Here is a 17,870-nt window from a genome sequence, read left to right on the forward strand (position 1 = left end):
GGTTCGAACATGGAATCAGAACGGAGCAAGAGCGCCCGACCGGATTCGCCGGTGCCGGGTACCCGGTGCGGGTCCGGATCACGCCTGGTGCGGGCGTGGCTGGTCGCGTCGGCGCTGAGCGGCGTGCCGTCGACCGTGCACGCGCTGTCGACCGGTGGTGACGTTCTGCGTTCGACGCGGGCCGCGGCGTCCCTGCTCGGCGGCACGGGTGTGATCCGCGGCGCGATCGTCCACCTCGGCGTGTCGGCGTTCTGGACGGCGGTGCTGGCGGCGGTGGACCGGCGGTGGCCGTTGGGCGCGCGGACGGGCGCGGTGGCCGGGGCGGTGATCGCGGTGGTGGACCTGGAGGTGCTCGGGCGGCGGTTCCCGGCGGTCCGGGAGCTGCACCGGGCCGCGCAGTGGGCCGACCACGTGGCGTTCGGCGCGCTGGTCGGCGCCGTGCTGCGGTCCACTGTGGACGAGCGCGGGCGGAGTGCGGCTTCCCCCGATCGGGTGCCACCCGCGTAGAGTGCTGCCGTTCCCGCACTGTCGTGCATGGAGGTGATCGGGCGCCTTGAAGTTCCGACGTGCCGCACCGAAGGAGCGTGCCCCGCAGGTGGAGCCGGTGGTCGAGCGAGAGCCCATGGTCCAGACCGCGCCGCCCGCACCACCGCCGGCACAGTTCTCGGCCTCGTTCGCGGGGGCGACGCTGGTGGTGGGGCCGCCCGGTGGGGCCGGTCCGGCCGCGGTGGCGCTCGCCCGCGGCCTGCCGGTGGACCGCGGTCGCACGGTCGTGGTCGTCGACCCGCCCCACGGCGACGAGACGTCGTTCTGGCCGGTCGTGGCCGCCGCGTTGCAGGGCAGGGGGCCGGTGCGGCTGATGACGCCGCACTCCGGCTCGATGCGGCCGACCGCGCCCGCGCAGTGGCTGTCCGAGCAGCTGCAGACCGAGGTGGTGGCGCCGGACGGCGCGGTCACCTCGGTGCCGGGCGTGGCGTTCGTCGCCGGCACCGGCGGGTACGGCTGCTGGCTGCGGTTCCTGCCCGGAGCGTCGCCGGTGCCGATGGGTCGCCGGTTCCCGGTGCCGAACTGGGAGGCGATCGACCCGAACTCGCCGTGGCCGACGGGTGACGTGGGGATCTCCGAGCCGATCCCGGCGGGGCTGTGGCTGCGGGCGCAACGGGCGCAGTTCGACCCGCAGGCGCCGGACGCGCGGGCGGTGATCGGGCTGCCGTGCCGGGACGACGTGCTGACCGTCGTGGTCGGCGGTCCGGGCCAGCCGCCGATCCCGGTGGACGAGGTGTGCCGCCTGCTGGGCGGGCTGCCGTCGGCGGCGCGGTCGCGGGTGCGGCTGGTCTGGTACGGCGGCGAGCACCAGGCGCAGGCGGTGGCCGACCAGCTCGGCGAGCCGATCTCGCTGTACACGGGCCTGCCGGTGGGGTCGCAGCGCCACGGCGCGGCCGTGGTCGCGGTGAACCCGCGCGGGCAGCAGACGTGGCGGCCGTACGTGACCGAGGTCCGCTACCCGCCGGCCGGCGCGCCGGTCGTCTCCGGGTACCGGGTGCCGGTGCCGGGGCTGGTGGAGCGCAACCCGGGCGTGTACGACCTGGGCGGCGGCGTGGTGCTGGAGGTCGTGCCGTCCGGGCTGTGGGTGCGCGAGGCGGAGGACAACGGTCCCGAGGTGCGGTCGCTGCCGGTGGACCCGGAGTGGGCCCGGTTGACCGTCGGCACGCCCGGTCGCACGACGGCGGGCGCCGTCGCGGTGGCGGGCGCGTCGCTGGTGGAACGGCTGGAGCCGGAGGTGCGGCGGCTGCTGAAGGTCGTGTTCTGCGACCCGACGCCGATGCCGCGCCCGCCGGTGGCCGAGGAGCCGCCGCCGCTGGTGGCGGTCGACGAGCCGGTGCCGCTGAGCGTCGACGGCCCGCTGGCGGACTCCCCCGCGCCGGAGTGGGGCGAGCGGGCGGGCGAGGAGGTCGTGCCGGTCGACCACCGCAGCACCGAGCCGGAGCGCGACGCGCTGCGCCGGATGCTGGGCGAGCGGTACGGCGAGCACGCGGCGGTGGCGTGCCGGCACATCGTGGAGCGCCCGGACGACCCGGAGGCGTTCGAGGCGGTGGTGACGGACCTCGCGGCGGTGTCGGCGTGCCTGCGCAACGACGAGGAGATCCTGGTCGAGGCGTTGCGCAGCGGGAAGCTGGGCCGGCTGTGGCCTTACGCGGCGTCGGTCGTGTCGGGGCTGCGGCGGCTGCCGGTGCACCAGGGCGTGACGGTGTGCTGGGGTGACGAGCGCCGGTTCCGCACGGGTGACGTGCTGGTGGAGCACGGTCTGCTCAACACGGTGGCGGGGCCCGCGGTGCCGGTCGACGGGCGGGTGGAGTTCCTGCTCTGGTCGGTGACGGGTCGGCGGGTGTCGGTGGTCGACTCGTTCGGCAGCGTGATCCAGGAGCGGGTGGTGTTCGCGCCGGGGACGGCGTTCAAGGTGCTCGCGGTGGTGGAGGCGGAGGAGTCCGCGCCGATGCAGGTGATGGCCCAGGAGGTCGTGGGCCGCCACCACGAGCTGCCGCCGGGCGTGCTGGGGAGCCTGGAACGGGCCGCCGTGGCCCTGCGCAACCACGCCCGCGCCACGGCGTGAGACCCAGGTTCGGCCGGCGGACGCGTCGGGTGGTGCCGGCCGGGTCGGCAGGCGAACGCGTCGGCCCGACGCGGGTAGGTCTCGGCAGGTCGCCGGGTCGGTCGGGAGTCCGGCTCGGCGTGCCGCGCCGGTCGGGCCGCCCCCCGACCGGGCCGGTGCGCGAGCTCAGTAGGCGACCGCCCGGTCGGCGAACCGGGGTGCGGGCGTGACGCCGGCCGAGGCCGGGTAGGAGATGCGGTCCGGCACGCCGTCGGAGGTGTAGCGCTGCCCCGGCGCGGCGGCCAGCTGGTCCAGCCACACCGCGGAGCCGTAGCGGGCGTCCTCGCCGGTCGGGTCCTGCGAGCGGATGCGGGGCGTGAGGGCCGGGTCGAAGTCGGCCGCGAACGGTGACGGCGCGGGTCCCGCGCCGACCATCAGCACGCACGCGTACTCGTACGACGTGCCGTCGGCGCCGCCGCGCAGGGCGAGCGCGCCGTTCGCCGGGATCGCGCCGAACGGCAGCGCCAGGCTGGACACCCGGTAGTCGGGCAGGGCCCGCTGGATCTCCCGCTGCCCGGACGCGATCGCCTCCTGCACGCCCCGGTCGCCGGCCGACGCCAGGTTGGTGTGGTCACGGGTGTGGTTGCCGATCTCGAAGCCGTGGTCGCGCAGCCAGCGCAGCGCCGCGCCGTCCGGTGACGCGAACGGGCCGGCGTTGACGTACAGGCTCGCCACCGGCCGGAAGCCGGGGTGCCGCGCGGCCACGTCCAGCAGGATGGCGATGGCCGTGCCGGGCGCGGGTCGGCCGTCCGGTCCCAGCGCGAACTGGGTCGCGTCACCGTCGTCGAAGGTCAGCACGACCGGGTGCGCGCCCGCCGGCAGGTCGATCCGCCCGGTCGCGTACTCGGCGGTCGTCACCGGCACGTACCCCTCGGCGGCCAGCCGCTCCAGCTCGGCCCGGAACGCGGCGGGTGTCCGGTCGTAGACCGACGACGTCCGCTCCACCAGCCGGTGGTACATCAGGATCGGCACCTGGCCGAGCTCGTTCGCGCCCACGGCCGCCGGGTCGGGCGGCGCTGAGGACGACGGCGGGGCGGCCGAGGACGGCGCGGGCAGCTGCGCCGCGGCCTGGTCGGGCGGCTCCGCCGCGGGGTGGGTGGCGCACCCGCAGCACACGGCCGCGAGCAGCGCCACGAGGGTCCGGACCGGCCTCCGCGACGTGGTGTTCACCACCGGATGGTTCCGCGTGGCGGGCGGGTCGACACCGGGGTACACCCCTTCGGATGACCTTCGGTTTGGTCCGGTGTCGCCCGGTCAAGTCGCTGGTAACCGCAGCCGTGCCCAGATCGGAGTCGCCCGATGTCGGATTCGCCCCGGAAGCTCAAGCGCGTGCTGATCCCCGTGGTCGGCGTGGTGGTGCTGCTGCTGATCGCGGGGGTCGTCACGACGATCGTGCACGGCCGCGGCGTCGGGCTCGCCGTCGCCGAGCTGGGCGACGGCAGCGCTGTCACTCCTTCGGGTGTAGAGCGCGTGTCCATCACCACCGCGGAGGTCGGCGGGCTCGACCGTGTCACCGTGCAAGTGGACGGACAGCCGGTGCAGGCGCGGCGCGGTGACGGCCGCATGACGTTGACCGGGGTGAAGCTCGCCGAGGGCAGGCACACGCTGGCCGTGCGGGCGGCCAACCCGCTGCCGTGGATGCCCGACGTGGAGGTGCTGCGCGAGTTCACCGTGGACGCGACACCGCCCGCGTTGAAGGTCGACGTGGTGGAGGCCGCGTCGCCGCGCGGACCGGTGACGGTGAAGGGCAGCGCGGACGGCGCGGACTCGGTCAAGGTCGGCGACCAGCGGGTGGAGCTGCGCGACGGCCGGTTCGAGGCGTCGTTGCGGGAGGTGCCCGCCAGCGTCCGGGTCGAGGCCACCGACGCGGCGGGCAACGCGCAGCGCCACGAGGTCCCGGTGAAGGTCACCCACCCGGGGATGCGCGGCGTGCACATGAGCGCCGCCGCGTGGGCGACGGCGTCGTTGCGCGACCCGGTGCTGGCGATGGCGCGCGAGGGCCGCATCGACACCGTGCAGCTCGACATCAAGGACGAGAGCGGCGAGATCGGCTACGACTCGCAGGTGCCGCTGGCCCGGCAGATCGGCGCGACCCGCAACTACTACGACGCCCGCGCGGCGGTCGAGGAGCTGCACAAGCTGAACCTGCGGGTGGTCGGCCGGCTGGTGGCGTTCCGCGACCCGGTGCTGGGCAAGGCGTCGTGGCAGTCGGGCGCGCGCGACCGCGTGGCGCAGAACTCGTCCGGCGCGCCCTGGTCGGCGCACTACGGCGAGTACGCGTTCACCAACTTCGCCAACCCCGAGGTGCGCGCGTACAACACGGCGATCGCCGAGGAGGCCGCGGCGCTGGGCTTCGACGACGTCCTGTACGACTACGTGCGGCGGCCGGACGGCCCGCTGGGGCAGATGGTGTTCCCGGGCCTGGCCACCAGCCCGGAGCAGTCCATCGTGGACTTCCTGAAGGAGAACCGGGCGGCGGTGCGCAAGCACGGCGCGTACCTGGGCGCGTCGGTGTTCGGCATCGCCGCGCACAGCCCGACGGACGTCGCGCAGGACATCCCGGCCATCGCGGCGCACGTGGACTACGTCTCGCCGATGGTCTACCCGTCGCACTGGGGGCCGAACGAGTACGGCGTGCCCAACCCGAACGCCCAGCCGTACGAGATCGTGCGGGCGTCGGTCGCGGACTTCGTCGGCATGACGAAGGACACCGGCGCGACGGTGATCCCGTGGTTGCAGGCGTTCTCGCTGGGCCACAACTACGGCCCGGGTGAGGTGCAGGCGCAGGTGCGGGCGTCGGCGGACGCGGGCGCGCCGTCGTTCCTGCTGTGGAACGCCGCCTGCGCCTACGGCTCGGCCGGCTTGGAGCCCGCATGAGGTCGATGACCCTGCTGCCCTACCTGACCGGGTTGGGCCTGGCGGCGACCGCGGTGGTGGCGCTGGACGTCGGCACGGAGGCGCGTACGACGACCGTGGCGTGGCCCGCGTCCGGCGTCGTGGCCACCACGCCCGCCCCGGCCGACCGCGACGGCAGCGCGCCGCGGGTCGAGGCGTTGCGCTCCGGCGCCGACCTGCCGCCCGGCCCGCCGTTCCCCGAGCACGGCTCGGGCACGTGGCACGTGGTGCCGCCGTCCGGCGCGGGTGGGAAGTCCGGCACCCCGTACGCCATCGAGGTGGAGGACGGGGTGGTGCTGCCGCACGGCGACGACTCGTTCGCGGCGGTGGTGGACCACGCGTTGCGGCACCCGCGCGGGTGGTCGGCGCGGCACTCGTTCCGGCGGGTGGGCGGCGACGAGGAGCCGGAGCTGCGCATCCGGTTGACGTCGCAGCGGACGGCGCGGTCGCTGTGCGGGTTCGAGCTGCCCTACGACACGTCGTGCCGGATCGGGTCGATCGTGCACCTGAGCACGGCGCGCTGGTTCCGCGGCGCCCACACCTACGGCGGTGACCTGCGCGGCTACCGGATCTACGCGGTGAACCACGAGGTGGGGCACTTCCTGGGCCACGGCCACGAGGTGTGCCCGGCCGACGGCGCGCCGGCGCCCGTGATGATGCAGCAGACGCTGAGCGTGGACAACGACGGCCTGGCCTCGATCACCACCGGCAGCGACCAGGGCGTCGCGGTCACCCCCGACGGGAAGGCGTGCGCGCCGAACCCGTGGCCGTGAGGGTCGTGGGCACGACCCGGGGGCACGACTGCCGTCGCGCGGACGCGCCTCCGCGCGACGGCAGCCACGCGGGTCACCCCGCAGCGGCCGTCCTGGCCCGCTGCTCGGCGACCAGGTCGCGGTACCAGTGGAAGCTCGCCCTGGGCGTGCGGACCAGCGTGTCGTAGTCGACGTGCACCAGGCCGAACCGGTGCTTGTAGCCGTGCGCCCACTCGAAGTTGTCCAGGAACGACCACACGAAGTAGCCGCGCAGGTCGACCCCGGCGGTGAGCGCGTCGTGCGCCGCCGCGAGGTGGGTGCGCAGGAACTCGATGCGCTCCTGGTCGACGAAACCGGGGTTGTCCGGGTACACGCACCCGTTCTCGGTGACGTACACCGGCGGCAGGTCGGGGTAGCGCTCCTTCAGCCCGACCAGCGTCTGGGTGAGGCCGTCCGGCTCGACCGGCCAGTTCATCGCGGTGCGCGGCACGTCCGGCAGGCGGGTGGTGTCGATGCCGATGTCGATCGACGTGCGGGTGGCCGGGTCCGGGTCGCGGTGCGGCGCGTCGGCCACGTGCTGGCGGTAGTAGTAGTTGATGCCCACGTAGTCCAGCGGCGTGGAGATCAGCTCCAGGTCGCCGTCCTGTCGGAACGACAGGTCCGTGACGCCCGCGAACGTCTCCTCGTAGTCGTCGGGGTAGCGGCCCGCGAACAGCGGTTCGGTGAACTGGCGGCGCAGCAGCAGGTCGTGCCGGCGCGCGGCGGCGACGTCGGCGTCCGACGAGGTGACCGGGGTCGACGGCGACTGGTTGAGCACGATGCCGAACTCGTGGCCGGCGGTGCCGCGCATGGCCTGGACCGCGAGCCCGTGCGCCACCATCAGGTGGTGCGCGGCGGCGAGGGAGCCGTGGCCCTCCCGCGCGCCGGGCGCGTGCCTGCCCTCGCCGTAGCCGACGATCGAGGACACGTACGGCTCGTTGAACGTGGTCCACTTGGTGACCCGGTCGCCCAGCGCGTCGTGCACGACGGCGGCGTACTCGGCGAACCGGTGCGCCGTGTCGCGCGAGCGCCAGCCGCCCAGTTCCTCCAGCGCCTGCGGCAGGTCCCAGTGGTAGAGGGTGAGGAACGGCTCGATGCCCCGCTCCAGCAGGCCGTCGACCAGCCGGCGGTAGAAGTCCAGGCCGCGCTGCTCGACCCGGCCGGCGCCGGTGGGCAGGATCCGCGGCCACGCCACGGAGAACCGGTAGGCGTCCACGCCGAGCTCGCCGAGCAGCGCCAGGTCCTCCGGCACGCGGTGGTAGTGGTCGCACGCGACCGCACCGGTGTCGCCGCCGGCGACCGCGCCCGGCACCGAGCCGAACGCGTCCCAGATCGACGGTCCTCTCCCGTCGGCGTCCACGGCCCCTTCGATCTGGTAGGCCGATGTGGCGACGCCCCAGCGGAATCCTTGGGGGAAGTCGGTCATCCTTTGAGAGCTCCTTGCATGATCCCGCCGACGATCTGCCGGCCGAACAGGAGGAACACCGCGAGCACCGGCACGGTGCCGATGGTCGCCGCGGTGAGCACGAGGGTGTAGTCGGTGGTGTAGCCGCTGGCCAGGGTGGACAGGGCGGTCTGCACGGTGGGGTTCTCCGGCGTCAGCACGACCAGCGGCCAGAAGAAGTCGTTCCACGCCTGCATGAAGGTGAACAGGCCGAGGACGGCGGCGGCCGGGCGGGCGGCGGGCAGGACCACGTTCCAGTACAGGCGCAACGAGCTGCACCCGTCCATGCGGCCCGCTTCCAGCAGCTCGTCGGGCACGGCCCGCTCGAAGTACTGCCGCATGAAGAACACGCCGAACGCCGTCACCAGGCCGGGCACGATGACCGCGTGGATCTCGCCGGCCCAGCCGAAGTCGCTCATCATCATGTAGAGCGGGATGACGCCCAGCTCGGTGGGCACCGCCTGGGTGGCGACGACGAGCAGCATGAGCGCCGACCGGCCGCGGAACTTCAGCTTGGCGAAGGCGAAGCCCGCCAGGGTGGAGAAGAACACCACCGACACGGTGATGGTCCCCGACACGATCAGCGAGTTCATCATCGCCAGCGCGAAGTCCGACTGGTCGAACACCCGCGCGATGTTCGCGAACAGGTTGCCGCCCGGCACGAGCACGGGCGGCACGCTGTCCACCTTGTCCGGCGTCTGCGAGGACACCACGAGCGACCAGTACACGGGGAACGCCGACCCGGCGAGCACCGCGATCAGCGCCGCGTAGGTCCACGGTCCGGGCATCCGCAACGCCCTGCGCCGCCCGGACGGCGCGGGCGCGTCGGGCGCCAGCGGTTCGAGCACGGTGGTCATGGTGTCCTCTCAGTCCGTCCGGATGCGGCGTGCGGCCAGGTAGCTCAACCCGGTGATGACGACCGTCGCGATGAGCAGCAGCCAGGCGATGGCCGACGCGTAGCCGAAGTCGAACTTCGCGAAGCCCTGCTCGTAGAGGTAGAGCGCGGCGGTCTGGAACTGCCGGTCCGAGCCGCCGGTCGCGGCGGCCGCGCCGGGGTTGAACAGCAGCGGCTCGGCCAGCAGCCGCATGTTGCCCGCGGTGGCGATCACGGTGGAGAAGATGATCTGCGGCCGCAGCATGGGCACGGTGATGCGCCAGAACTGCTGCCACGCGCTCGCGCCGTCCAGCCGGGCCGCCTCGTACACGCTGGTCGGGATGGCCTGCATGGAGGCCAGGAAGATCAGCGCGTGGTAGCCGGTCCAGCGCCACACCACCATCGCGGCGATGGCGGTGTGGGAGCTGCCGGTGCCCGCCTGCCAGTCGATCCGGCCCGCGCCGAACAGCTCCAGCACCCAGTTGATCAGGCCGAAGTCACGGCCGAAGAGCTGCGCGAAGATGATCGTGACCGCCGCCACCGAGGTGATGTTCGGCAGCAGCACGCCCATCCGGAAGAACGTCCGGCCGCGCAGCCGCCGGTTGAGCAGCTGCGCGATGCCGAGCGCGAACAGGATCTGCGGGACGGTGGTGAGCAGCCACAGGCTCAGCGTGTTGCCCATCGCGTTCCAGAAGTACGGGTCCGCGGTGAGCAGCTGGACGTAGTTGTCCACGCCGACGAACGTGGCCGCGTCGCCGTCGAGCAGGTTGCGGTCCTGCATCGACACCCAGCCGGTGTAGAGCAGGGGGAACAGGCCGAACACCGCGAACAGCAGGAAGTACGGCGCGATGTAGGCGTACGGCGCGTACCGGATGTCCCACCGGTGGCGGCGTTCGCGCCAGTCCGTCTTCATCAGCTCTCGAGCCTCTTGACGTCGCCCACGAACTGGTTCCACGACTCGTCCGGGCTCTGCTTGCCCTGCTCGACGCGCTGCATGGCGTTGCCCATCTCGGTCTGCACGTCACCGGCCTTGGGACCCTGGTACTGCGGCTTCAGCGCGCGGGCGGCGTCGGTGAAGACCTTGCCGACGGGCGCGTTGTTGAAGAACGGGTCCTGCTTCTTGGCCACCGACTCCTCGCTGTAGAGCTTCGGCGCGGACGGCAGCAGACCCGCGCTGGCGAAGACCTTGGCCTGCTGCTCGGGCGCGGTGAGCCACGCGGCGAGCGCGACGGCCTTGTCGGTGTTCTTGCCCTGCTTGGGCACGGTCAGGTAGGAGCCGCCCCAGTTGCCGCCGCCGCCGGGCACGGCCGCGAGGTCCCACTTGCCCGCGGTGTCGGGCGCCTGGTCCTTGATCTTGGCCATCATCCACGCCGGGCAGGCCAGGGTGGCGAACTGGCCCTGCTTGAAGCCGGTGTTCCACTGCGGGGTGCTGTGCAGCAGCCCGGCGGACAGGCCGTCGGCCACGCCCTGGGCGACCAGGTTCCAGCCCTTCCTGATGTCGGCGTTGTCGCCGACCACGATCTTGTCGTTCTTGTCGTAGTAGCCGGTGGGCGCCTGGCCGACGATCGCGTTGAGCACGGTGGGGCCGCCGTCGAAGAACTTGGCGCCCGCCGGTGCCTTGGCCGCGAACTGCTTGCCGGTGGCCATGAACTGCTCCCACGTGGGCCACAGCGCGGAGACCTGGTCGCGGTCGGACGGCAGGCCGGCGGCCTCGAACAGGTCGCGGCGGTAGCAGATGGCCAGGCCGCCGACGTCGGTGCCGTAGCCGATCTGCTTGCCGTCCTTGGACAGCGAGCCCTCCCACTTCCAGTCCAGCCAGCGGTCCTTGACGTCGGCGCTCAGCTCGACGAACTGGCCGGGGTTGGCCTTGAACTGGTTGATGTAGCCGACGTCGACGGCCTCGATGTCCGCCGCGCCGTTGTTGGTGGCGAGGTGGGCGGCGAGGTTCTTGTGGTGGTCGGAGTAGGAGGCGGTGCGGTCGGTGATGTCGACGTCCGGGTGCGCCTTCTCGTACTCCTCGAACAGCTGCTGGTAGCCGAAGTTGCCGAACAGCCCGATGGTGATCCTGGTCTTGCCGTCGCTCGCGCCGCTGCCGCAGCCGGCGGCGACCAGGGCGGCGGCCAGCAGGCCGGCGCCGACCAAGGTCGGAGTTCGTTTCATAACGCGGCTCTCCCTCTCCATCACTAAGCGGGCCGTTTTCGGGCACGCCGGAGACCCACGGGGTTGTTCCGGGGGTTTCCGGCGAATTCGACCGGGACGTGCGTCCGGCCGGTGTGGTGTACATGACAGCCCCGGTCCGCGACACCGTCAAGTAACGAACCGATAACCGGGCCGTTCCGAGCCTTCGGCGTTTCCGCAGGTGATACCGTGTCCACCCTGGTCAGGACGCACCGGCTGAACGCTTGAAACCGGTTACAAAGAAAGGGCGGGAGATGACCACGATCCGTGAGATCGCCCAGCTGTGCGGGGTGTCCGTGGCGACCGTTTCACGCGTTTTCAACCGGCCGCTGACGGTGAGCAAGGAAAAGCGCGAAGTGGTCGAGCGGGTGGCCCGCGAGCTGGACTACCGGCCCAACGAGTCGGCGCGCGCGCTGGCCACGAAGCGGTCCGGGCTGATCGGCCTGGTGTGGGACACCGACCACCGCAGGCCCGGCTGGCGGCACCCGTACCTCCAGGAGCTGCTGATCGGGTTGAAGTCGGCGTTGAGCGCGCACGGCTACCACCTGCTGATGCTGGCCACGAGCGGGTCGGCGGCGTTGCGGGCGGTCGGCGCGTCGCTGGCGGACCCGGTGGCGTACGTGAACATGACCCGGCGGCACCACCTGGGCGGGCTGGTGCTCATCGACAGCGGCTCGGACGCCCCGGCGTTCGCCGCGTTCGCCCAGTCCGGGCTGCCGTGCGTGGCGGTGGACGTGGACGTCGACGGGCCGCGGGCGACGTACGTGACGTCGGACAACGTCGGCGGCGCGGCGATGGCGGTGCGGCACCTGGTCGACGCGGGCCACCGCCGCATCGCCACGATCACCGGGCCGCGGGCCAACCGGCCGGCGGTGGACCGGCTGGACGGCTTCCGCGCGGCGATGACCGAGGCGGGCCTGGCCGTGCCGCCGGAGTACGTGGTGGAGGGCGACTACTACCGGCCCAGCGGCCAGTCGGCGATGCGGTCGCTGATCGCGTTGCCGGAGCCGCCGACGGCGGTGTTCTGCGCGAGCGACGAGATGGCGGTGGGCGCGCTGCTGGCCGCGCGCCACGCGGGGCTGCTGGTGCCGGAGGACCTGGCGGTGGTGGGGTTCGACGACATTGAGCTGGCCGCGCTGGTGGACCCGCCGCTGACCACGTTGGCGCAGGACAAGGCCGGGATCGGGGTGGCCGCGGCGCGAGCCGTGCTGACCATGGTGCACGGCGGGGAGAAGCCCGCGCCCGCGTTCCTGCCGACCCGGCTGGTGGTGCGCTCCTCCAGTCGGTGAGCGGTCAGCAGAGCGGCGGCGGCGTGCTCCCCGGCGGCCCGAACTCCAACCGCAGCGAGTCGGTGCGGGGCACGACGAACGCGGTGCCCTCCGACGACCGCCAGGTGGCGGGCAGGAACACGTACTGGCCGCCGGACTGCAACAGCAGCTTCAGCCCGTCGTAGCGGTACTTGTACGCGCCGTCGGGCTGCCCGCACGCGACCTGGCGCACGCCGTCGCCGGTCAGGTTCAGGCCGTCCCCGCTGTAGACGACCACCCCGGGCATGTCCGGCACCCGGGCCTCGACCTCGAACCCGCGCCGCGTGCCGACCGCGCTGGAGTAGTCGCCGACCGCCCAGAACAGGCCGATGCTGACCAGCAGGAACGCGGCCACCGACTCCGCGACGCCGAACCGCGCGCGCTTGCGACCGCGTCCGGCGGTCGTGCTCCACCGCCGCCACGCGAACGCCAGCAGCACGATGCCGACCGCGAACCCCAGGCCCGGCACGCCCGGGTAGACGCGGAACGGCTCGGGGTGGACGGTGATCGGCGCGGTGACCGCGAGCAGGGCGAGGCCGAGCACGGCGGCGGTCGGCGTGCACACCCGCAGCAACGCCGCCCACTGCCGCGCGGACAGCCGGGTGCGCACGTACCGGACCAGGAACGTGACGGCCAGGACGGCGATCGCGATGCCGGCCAGCGGCAGGAACAACCCGTCCGCCCCGCGGGCCAGCACCTCGTCGGGTGTCTGGCTGAGCAGCGTGTAGTGCACCCGGAAGTGGGCGAAGAAGACCTGCGTGGCGACCAGGCCGAAGAAGTACAGCAGCGCGGTGAGCAGCGTGGTGTTGGCGACCACCGACGCCAGGATCCGCAACGCCCGCGCCGGCCCGGTCTGCGGCACGACCGGGTCGGTCACGGGCTGCGCCGGGCTCGCGCTCCGGCGGGCGGTCACCGCGGCCACGGCCCGCTGCCCGTCGTCCCGGTGGTCGGCTCAGGGGTCGACTCGGGGGTGACCTCGGGCGTCGGGTGGACGGGCGTGGCCCCCTCCGACGACGTCGTTTCCCCGATGGTCTCGCCGAAGCACGGCGTGCCCTGGTAGACCCGCACCGTTCCACCGGGTTGCACGCTCGCGGGACCGCCGCCGGGAGGCCCGCCCGGCGAGATCTCCGAGACGCACTTCCCGCCGGGCCGGGGGGTGACGACGACGGTGACGCCGCACAGGTCCCGGTCGCACCCCCGGTTGCCGCGGATCCTCTCCTCGATCGTCGCCTTCGTCCCCGCCGCGTCGGTGCCGAGCAGCTCGGTGGTGTCGTACTTGATCGGGCTGCCGGGCACGCCGGGCAGGGCGTCGGTCGTCCTCGGCGGGACGCGCGGGCTGGGGATCTGCGGTTGGGGCGGCACGGGCTGCGTGCCGGGCGCGTGCGCTGTGCCGTGGGTGGGGTGCTCCGGTGTCGTCGAGTCGGCGGGCCGGTTGCCCTCACCCTGTTGCGACGTCGGTGTGCCGGGCACTCCGGCGCACCCGACCACCACTGCGCAAGCCAGGATCGTGAACGATCCTCCGGTCAGCCACCTCATGGGCCTCACCACCCCTGTTACTCCTTATGGGTTCACCCGTTAGGAGTTTCGGAGCAGCGCCTGGATACATCCCGTCATGATGCGCGGGGGTCAGCCGGGCAGGGTGAACGTCGCGCCCCGGTCGACGTACGACACGGCGACCGGAGGCTTCCGGCGCTCGACCTCGGCGACGAACTCCGACAGCGGGGACTTCATCACGCTGTAGTCGTCGAAGTGCACCGGCACCGCCTGCCGGGGCCGCAGCATCTCCACCAGGTCCACGCCCTGCTCGCCGTCCATGGTGAGCAGCACCCCGAGCACCCTGGTGCCGCCCAGGTGCAGCACCGCGACGTCGATGGACGGGTAGCGCTCGCGGATCTCGCGCAGGTCGTCGTGCACCAGGGTGTCGCCGCTGATGTAGAGCCGCAACGGCGTCGCGGTGGGCGTGGCCCGGTACTCGACCATGCTGCCCATGACCGGCGGCAGCAGCCGGGCCAGCCGGCCGCGCGCGTGCCGACCGGGCAGCGCCGTCACGGTGAGGCTCGCGTCGTCCTTGCGCAGGCTCAGGTCGGCCCACGTGGACAGCGCGACCGGCTCCCGGAACCCGCGCCGCGCCAGCCTGCGCGCGGCGTGCGGCGTGGTCAGGACCGGCAGGTCGCGGTCCAGGCGGCGGGCGGCGATCCGGTCGAAGTGGTCGCCGTGGAAGTGCGACAGCACGACCGCGTCCACCGGTGGCAGCTCGCCGATCCCCACGGCCGGGTCCGCCAGCCGCCGGGCCAGGACGCCCTGACCGATGTGGGTCCACTGGCCGCGGCGCAGGAAGTTGGGGTCGGTGAGCAGCGTGAACGGCCCCAACCTCAGCACCGTGGTCGCGTTGCCGACGAAGAACAGCGAGTTCATGGCGGCGGGGTGCCCGCACGCGGACCGGTCAACCCAGGTCGCGCAGCACCTCCGCCACCCGCGGCTTCCACGGCCAGTTGGCCGCGTTGTCCGGGCACCGCAGCGCCAGCTCCCACACCTGCCGCGCCCGGTCGGCGTCGCCGAGGCCGGCCAGCGCGCGGCCGTAGTAGTACAGGTCGCGGGCCAGTTCCTCGCGGTGCGCGGGCGGGTCGCCCAGCTCGTCGACCAGCAGCCGCCCGAACAGCTCCGCCGCGGTCGCCCAGTCCCCCGTCACCACCGCCGCCCGCGCCCGGTAGCGGTCGAACATGTCCGACCGGCCGCTGTCGCTGTACCACCGGTCCTCGGCCAGCGTCCCCAGCCGCTCGACCACCCGGTCCCGGTCCTCGGTGAACAGCGCCAGGTCCAGCAGCTGCGCGTGCGCCGAGGTCGTCCAGCGCGACAGGTGCGGGCTGCTCACTCCGCCATCGGCGAACAACTCCAGCGCCTCCTCGTGCACGGCCCGGTAGACGTCGTGCTCCACCGTGCCGCTCAACAGCGCCACGCGCATCGCGACCAACCGCGTGAAGGCCGCGCCGACCCGGTCCCCCGACTGCTCCGCGGCCTCGACGGACCGCGCGAACCACGACGCCGCCTGCTCGTGCTCGCCGTGCAGGAACTCCAGGTAGGCCAGCTCGTAGTAGAGCAGCGCCCGCTGCCGCGTCGACGTGATCCGGTCGATGTCCCGCACCGCCGCGACCGAGTCGAGCAACAGGCGACGGGCCTCCTCCAGGTCGGCGGGCACGCCGGTGCGGCGCAGCCTGGTCGCCTGGCCGTGGGAGAACGCGATCAGCGCGGTGGACCGGCGCTCCTCGTCCGCCACCGCGTCCGCGAGGTACTCCGGGTCGGTGAGCCTCGCCAGCACGTCCCGGTTCAGCCCGGCCGCGACCGGCCGGTACCCCAGCACCGCGTGCAGCACGCCCGCCAGGTCCGGCACGCCCTCGTCCACCAGCCGCGCCACCACGCCGCTCAGCCCGCCGGCGATCGCCGACCCGGCCGGTGTCGCCGCGCCGTCCAGCGCCGCGCAGGCGTCGACGTAGTCGGTCAGCACCGCGTCCAGGCCGCGCCGGTGCGCCTTGGCCAGCCCGTGGTCCGGGGCGGCGAGCAACGCCGTCAGCGCGCGCACGCAGTCGGCCCGCACCTCGGGCGACCGGGCCGACCGGATGCCCGAGACCAGGTGCGCCACGGTGTGGTCGAGGGCGTAGTCGTCCGTGCAGGCGGCCCAGTCCGACCCCCAGCGGTCGATCATCCGGTCCGCGATCAAGTAGTGGTTCTCGTCGGCGTCCACGTGCCAATGATCCACCAACCGTTGATCTTCCGCCGAAGTCAGGAACTCGGCGAAGCTCAGGTGGCACAACCGCACCCCGTCACCGTCGCGGGCCAGCAGCCCGCCGAGGTGGTCCAGCGCCCGCGCCGCCTCCCGCCGCCGGCGCGCCACCCCGGACAGGGCGAACAGCGCCGCGGGCGGCAGCGGCGCGAAGGCCACCGCGAGGACGTCCAGCAGCGGACGGCACACCTCGTCCCAGAACCGCAGCCCGCCCGGCGCCTCGTGCTTCTCCACCGCGCGCACGACCAGCGCGAGGAAGTACTCGTAGAACCCGTCCAGCCCGGCCGGCAGCACCTCGAAGTCCGCCAACGCGGCCACCCGGACGGCGTCACCCGCCTCGGCCGCCTCCCGCAGCGCCGCGCCCCACAGCGCCAGGTACAGGAAGTTGCCGTCCGACCGACCGGCGATCCGCCGCGCGAGCCGGTCCACGCCGGTCGCGCGCACCACCGGCAGCCCGGCCACCACCGGGTCCGAGAGCAGCGCGCGGGCGTGCTCGACCAGGTCACGCCGGACCTCCTCGGCCGCCGCCTCGATCGGCTCCTCGCAGATCCAGCGACCCTGCCCGAGCCGGAACCGCTCCAGCAGCCGGTCGTCGGGCCGCGCGGTCGCCACCACGCGCACGTTCGCGGGCAGCTCCGGCACCTCGGCCAGCCAGTCCAGCACGTCCGCGGTCCCCGCGCCGGTCGCCCGGAACCGCAGCTCGTCCAACGCGTCGACCAGCACGACCACCAGCGCGTCCGGCTCCTGCTCGGCCAGCCGCCGCGCCGGGTCCAGCAGCGCGAACTCCTGCAGATCGGGCACCTGGAGCAGCCGGGTCTCCGACACCACCAGCCCCACCTCGACGCCGACGACCTCGCCCGACACGACCTCCGCCCGCTGCGCCACCCGCATCGCCGTGTGCCGGAACGGCGACACCTTGAGCACGTCGACCCGCACGCCGACCGCCCGGCCGCGCACCTCCCCCACGGTCTGCTCGACCCGCACGTCGAGGTCCGCGCCCATCACCCCGGGTTTCAGCGCGGCGAGCTGGTTGCCCAGCCGGATCAGCAGCGACTTCGCGTCACCACCGACCAGTGGTCCGCTGCGCAGCCCGGACAGGAAGTACCGCGGGGACAAGCCGTAGCGCCGGGCGAGCCACGCCAGCACCGTGCTCTTGCCCGTGCCCGGACCGCCCAGCAGCAGCACGAACCGGCAACCCGGGTCCCGGAAGTGCCGCTCGACCCGGTCCAGCAACCACGTCCGCTCGACCAGGCCGCGGGCCAGGTGCTCCCGCACCACGTCCTCGAAGAGCAGCTCGGCCCCGGTCAGCCGGGATAACCCCGGATCGGTCAACCGCCGATCCGATCCACGTCGACGCCGATCACCTCGGCGCCCTCCGCGACCTCGTTGGCCCGCACCGACGCGCGCACGGTCGCGCCACCCGTGATGGCCCGCGCCCGCACCGCCGCCGCGTACCCGGCGACCACGTCCACGTCGATCTCACCCTCGACCACCGGCCCGGACGCCGCGCGCCGCTCACCGCGGAACGTGATGCGCTGCCCGTACACCGCCTCCAGCAGCCGCCGCACCGCGTCCGCCGACTCCAGCAGGTCCCGGTCGTCGGGAACGACCTCCTCCACGCCGTCGGCGTAGTCCTGGAGCTTGCGCCGCAACTCCTTCAGATCCGGCCCGACCCGCTCCAGCACCGCGTCGTCGGCGCGCAGCGGCAACCGCAGCTCCCCGTCCAGCTCGGGCACCTCCGCCGGCTCGACCTCCAGCGCGCCCGCCTCGTCCCGGCGCTCCCGGCGCCGCCGCAGCAGTTCCGTCGCCTGGCCGTACAGGAACTTGATGCCCTCGGTCAGCGCGGCGGCGCCGAGCACCGAGAGCGCGAGCGGATCCGTCATGCCGCCCCCTCCCCGATCTGGTGATCAGGAGGGTAGTACCGGGCTCCGCCGCGCGGGGCAAGGACCCGGC

15 protein-coding genes are annotated in these 17,870 nt (G+C 73.5%); 5 read left to right on the forward strand and 10 right to left on the reverse strand.

Features of this window, described 5'->3' with window-relative positions:
* The first annotated feature begins 9 nt into the window (after positions 1-9).
* A complete protein-coding gene (locus ACIQMJ_RS21880; protein ID WP_499762836.1) occupies positions 10-507 on the forward strand; it encodes a hypothetical protein in 498 nt (165 codons plus the stop codon).
* Between the two features lie 97 nt (positions 508-604).
* The gene (locus tag ACIQMJ_RS21885) at positions 605-2,611 is read left to right on the forward strand and encodes a hypothetical protein (RefSeq protein ID WP_499762837.1); all 2,007 of its coding nucleotides are present in this window, start codon (positions 605-607) and stop codon (positions 2,609-2,611) included.
* Between the two features lie 165 nt (positions 2,612-2,776).
* Here the strand turns inward: ACIQMJ_RS21885 and ACIQMJ_RS21890 are convergent, their stop codons facing one another.
* Positions 2,777-3,820: a polysaccharide deacetylase family protein gene (locus ACIQMJ_RS21890; protein ID WP_499762838.1), complete on the reverse strand. Its 1,044-nt coding sequence runs from the start codon at positions 3,818-3,820 to the stop codon at positions 2,777-2,779.
* A 129-nt stretch (positions 3,821-3,949) separates the two neighbouring features.
* Between ACIQMJ_RS21890 and ACIQMJ_RS21895 the strand changes: the two genes are divergently transcribed.
* Both ACIQMJ_RS21895 and ACIQMJ_RS21900 read left to right on the forward strand, forming a co-directional pair.
* Entirely contained in the window at positions 3,950-5,527 is a 1,578-nt protein-coding gene (locus tag ACIQMJ_RS21895; protein ID WP_499762839.1) for a putative glycoside hydrolase, read from the forward strand.
* Positions 5,524-6,318 (forward strand): DUF3152 domain-containing protein, encoded by a 795-nt coding sequence (locus ACIQMJ_RS21900; RefSeq protein ID WP_499762840.1) that lies wholly within the window; start codon positions 5,524-5,526, stop codon positions 6,316-6,318. Before ACIQMJ_RS21895 ends, ACIQMJ_RS21900 begins: the two co-directional genes overlap by 4 nt.
* 73 nt (positions 6,319-6,391) lie before the next feature.
* Here ACIQMJ_RS21900 and ACIQMJ_RS21905 read toward each other — a convergent pair whose 3' ends face one another.
* Genes ACIQMJ_RS21905 through ACIQMJ_RS21920 form a run of 4 tightly spaced genes read right to left on the reverse strand, consistent with a single transcriptional unit; the run spans position 6,392 to position 10,814 of the window.
* On the reverse strand, positions 6,392-7,762 hold the full coding sequence (locus ACIQMJ_RS21905) for a GH1 family beta-glucosidase (protein WP_499762841.1): 1,371 nt from the start codon (positions 7,760-7,762) through the stop codon (positions 6,392-6,394).
* A complete protein-coding gene (locus ACIQMJ_RS21910; protein WP_499762842.1) occupies positions 7,759-8,637 on the reverse strand; it encodes a carbohydrate ABC transporter permease in 879 nt (292 codons plus the stop codon). Before ACIQMJ_RS21910 ends, ACIQMJ_RS21905 begins: the two co-directional genes overlap by 4 nt.
* 9 nt (positions 8,638-8,646) lie before the next feature.
* Positions 8,647-9,567 (reverse strand): carbohydrate ABC transporter permease, encoded by a 921-nt coding sequence (locus ACIQMJ_RS21915; protein ID WP_499762843.1) that lies wholly within the window; start codon positions 9,565-9,567, stop codon positions 8,647-8,649.
* Complete coding sequence (locus ACIQMJ_RS21920) at positions 9,567-10,814, reverse strand: ABC transporter substrate-binding protein (protein WP_499762844.1); 1,248 nt, start codon at positions 10,812-10,814, stop codon at positions 9,567-9,569. The genes ACIQMJ_RS21915 and ACIQMJ_RS21920 overlap by 1 nt, the downstream gene beginning before the upstream one ends.
* 272 nt (positions 10,815-11,086) lie before the next feature.
* Here ACIQMJ_RS21920 and ACIQMJ_RS21925 point away from each other — a divergent pair, with 272 nt between their 5' ends.
* Positions 11,087-12,121: a LacI family DNA-binding transcriptional regulator gene (locus tag ACIQMJ_RS21925; RefSeq protein ID WP_499762845.1), complete on the forward strand. Its 1,035-nt coding sequence runs from the start codon at positions 11,087-11,089 to the stop codon at positions 12,119-12,121.
* Between the two features lie 4 nt (positions 12,122-12,125).
* On the opposite strand, the gene ACIQMJ_RS21930 is transcribed toward ACIQMJ_RS21925, so the two are convergent.
* The 5 genes from ACIQMJ_RS21930 to ACIQMJ_RS21950 all read right to left on the reverse strand — a co-directional run bounded on the left by ACIQMJ_RS21930 (position 12,126) and on the right by ACIQMJ_RS21950 (position 17,800).
* Positions 12,126-13,061 (reverse strand): hypothetical protein, encoded by a 936-nt coding sequence (locus tag ACIQMJ_RS21930; RefSeq protein ID WP_499762846.1) that lies wholly within the window; start codon positions 13,059-13,061, stop codon positions 12,126-12,128.
* On the reverse strand, positions 13,049-13,609 hold the full coding sequence (locus tag ACIQMJ_RS21935; RefSeq protein ID WP_499762847.1) for a hypothetical protein: 561 nt from the start codon (positions 13,607-13,609) through the stop codon (positions 13,049-13,051). Before ACIQMJ_RS21935 ends, ACIQMJ_RS21930 begins: the two co-directional genes overlap by 13 nt.
* 156 nt (positions 13,610-13,765) lie before the next feature.
* The gene (locus tag ACIQMJ_RS21940) at positions 13,766-14,554 is read right to left on the reverse strand and encodes an MBL fold metallo-hydrolase (protein ID WP_499762848.1); all 789 of its coding nucleotides are present in this window, start codon (positions 14,552-14,554) and stop codon (positions 13,766-13,768) included.
* A 28-nt stretch (positions 14,555-14,582) separates the two neighbouring features.
* Positions 14,583-17,249, reverse strand: coding sequence for a hypothetical protein (locus ACIQMJ_RS21945; protein WP_499762849.1), 2,667 nt, complete (start codon positions 17,247-17,249; stop codon positions 14,583-14,585).
* Positions 17,246-17,800: a hypothetical protein gene (locus ACIQMJ_RS21950; RefSeq protein ID WP_499762850.1), complete on the reverse strand. Its 555-nt coding sequence runs from the start codon at positions 17,798-17,800 to the stop codon at positions 17,246-17,248. The genes ACIQMJ_RS21945 and ACIQMJ_RS21950 overlap by 4 nt, the downstream gene beginning before the upstream one ends.
* Positions 17,801-17,870 lie beyond the last annotated feature (70 nt).

It is taken from the genome of Actinosynnema sp. NPDC091369, from assembly GCF_044757065.1.
In the GTDB taxonomy this organism is placed as follows: Bacteria; Actinomycetota; Actinomycetes; order Mycobacteriales; family Pseudonocardiaceae; genus Actinosynnema.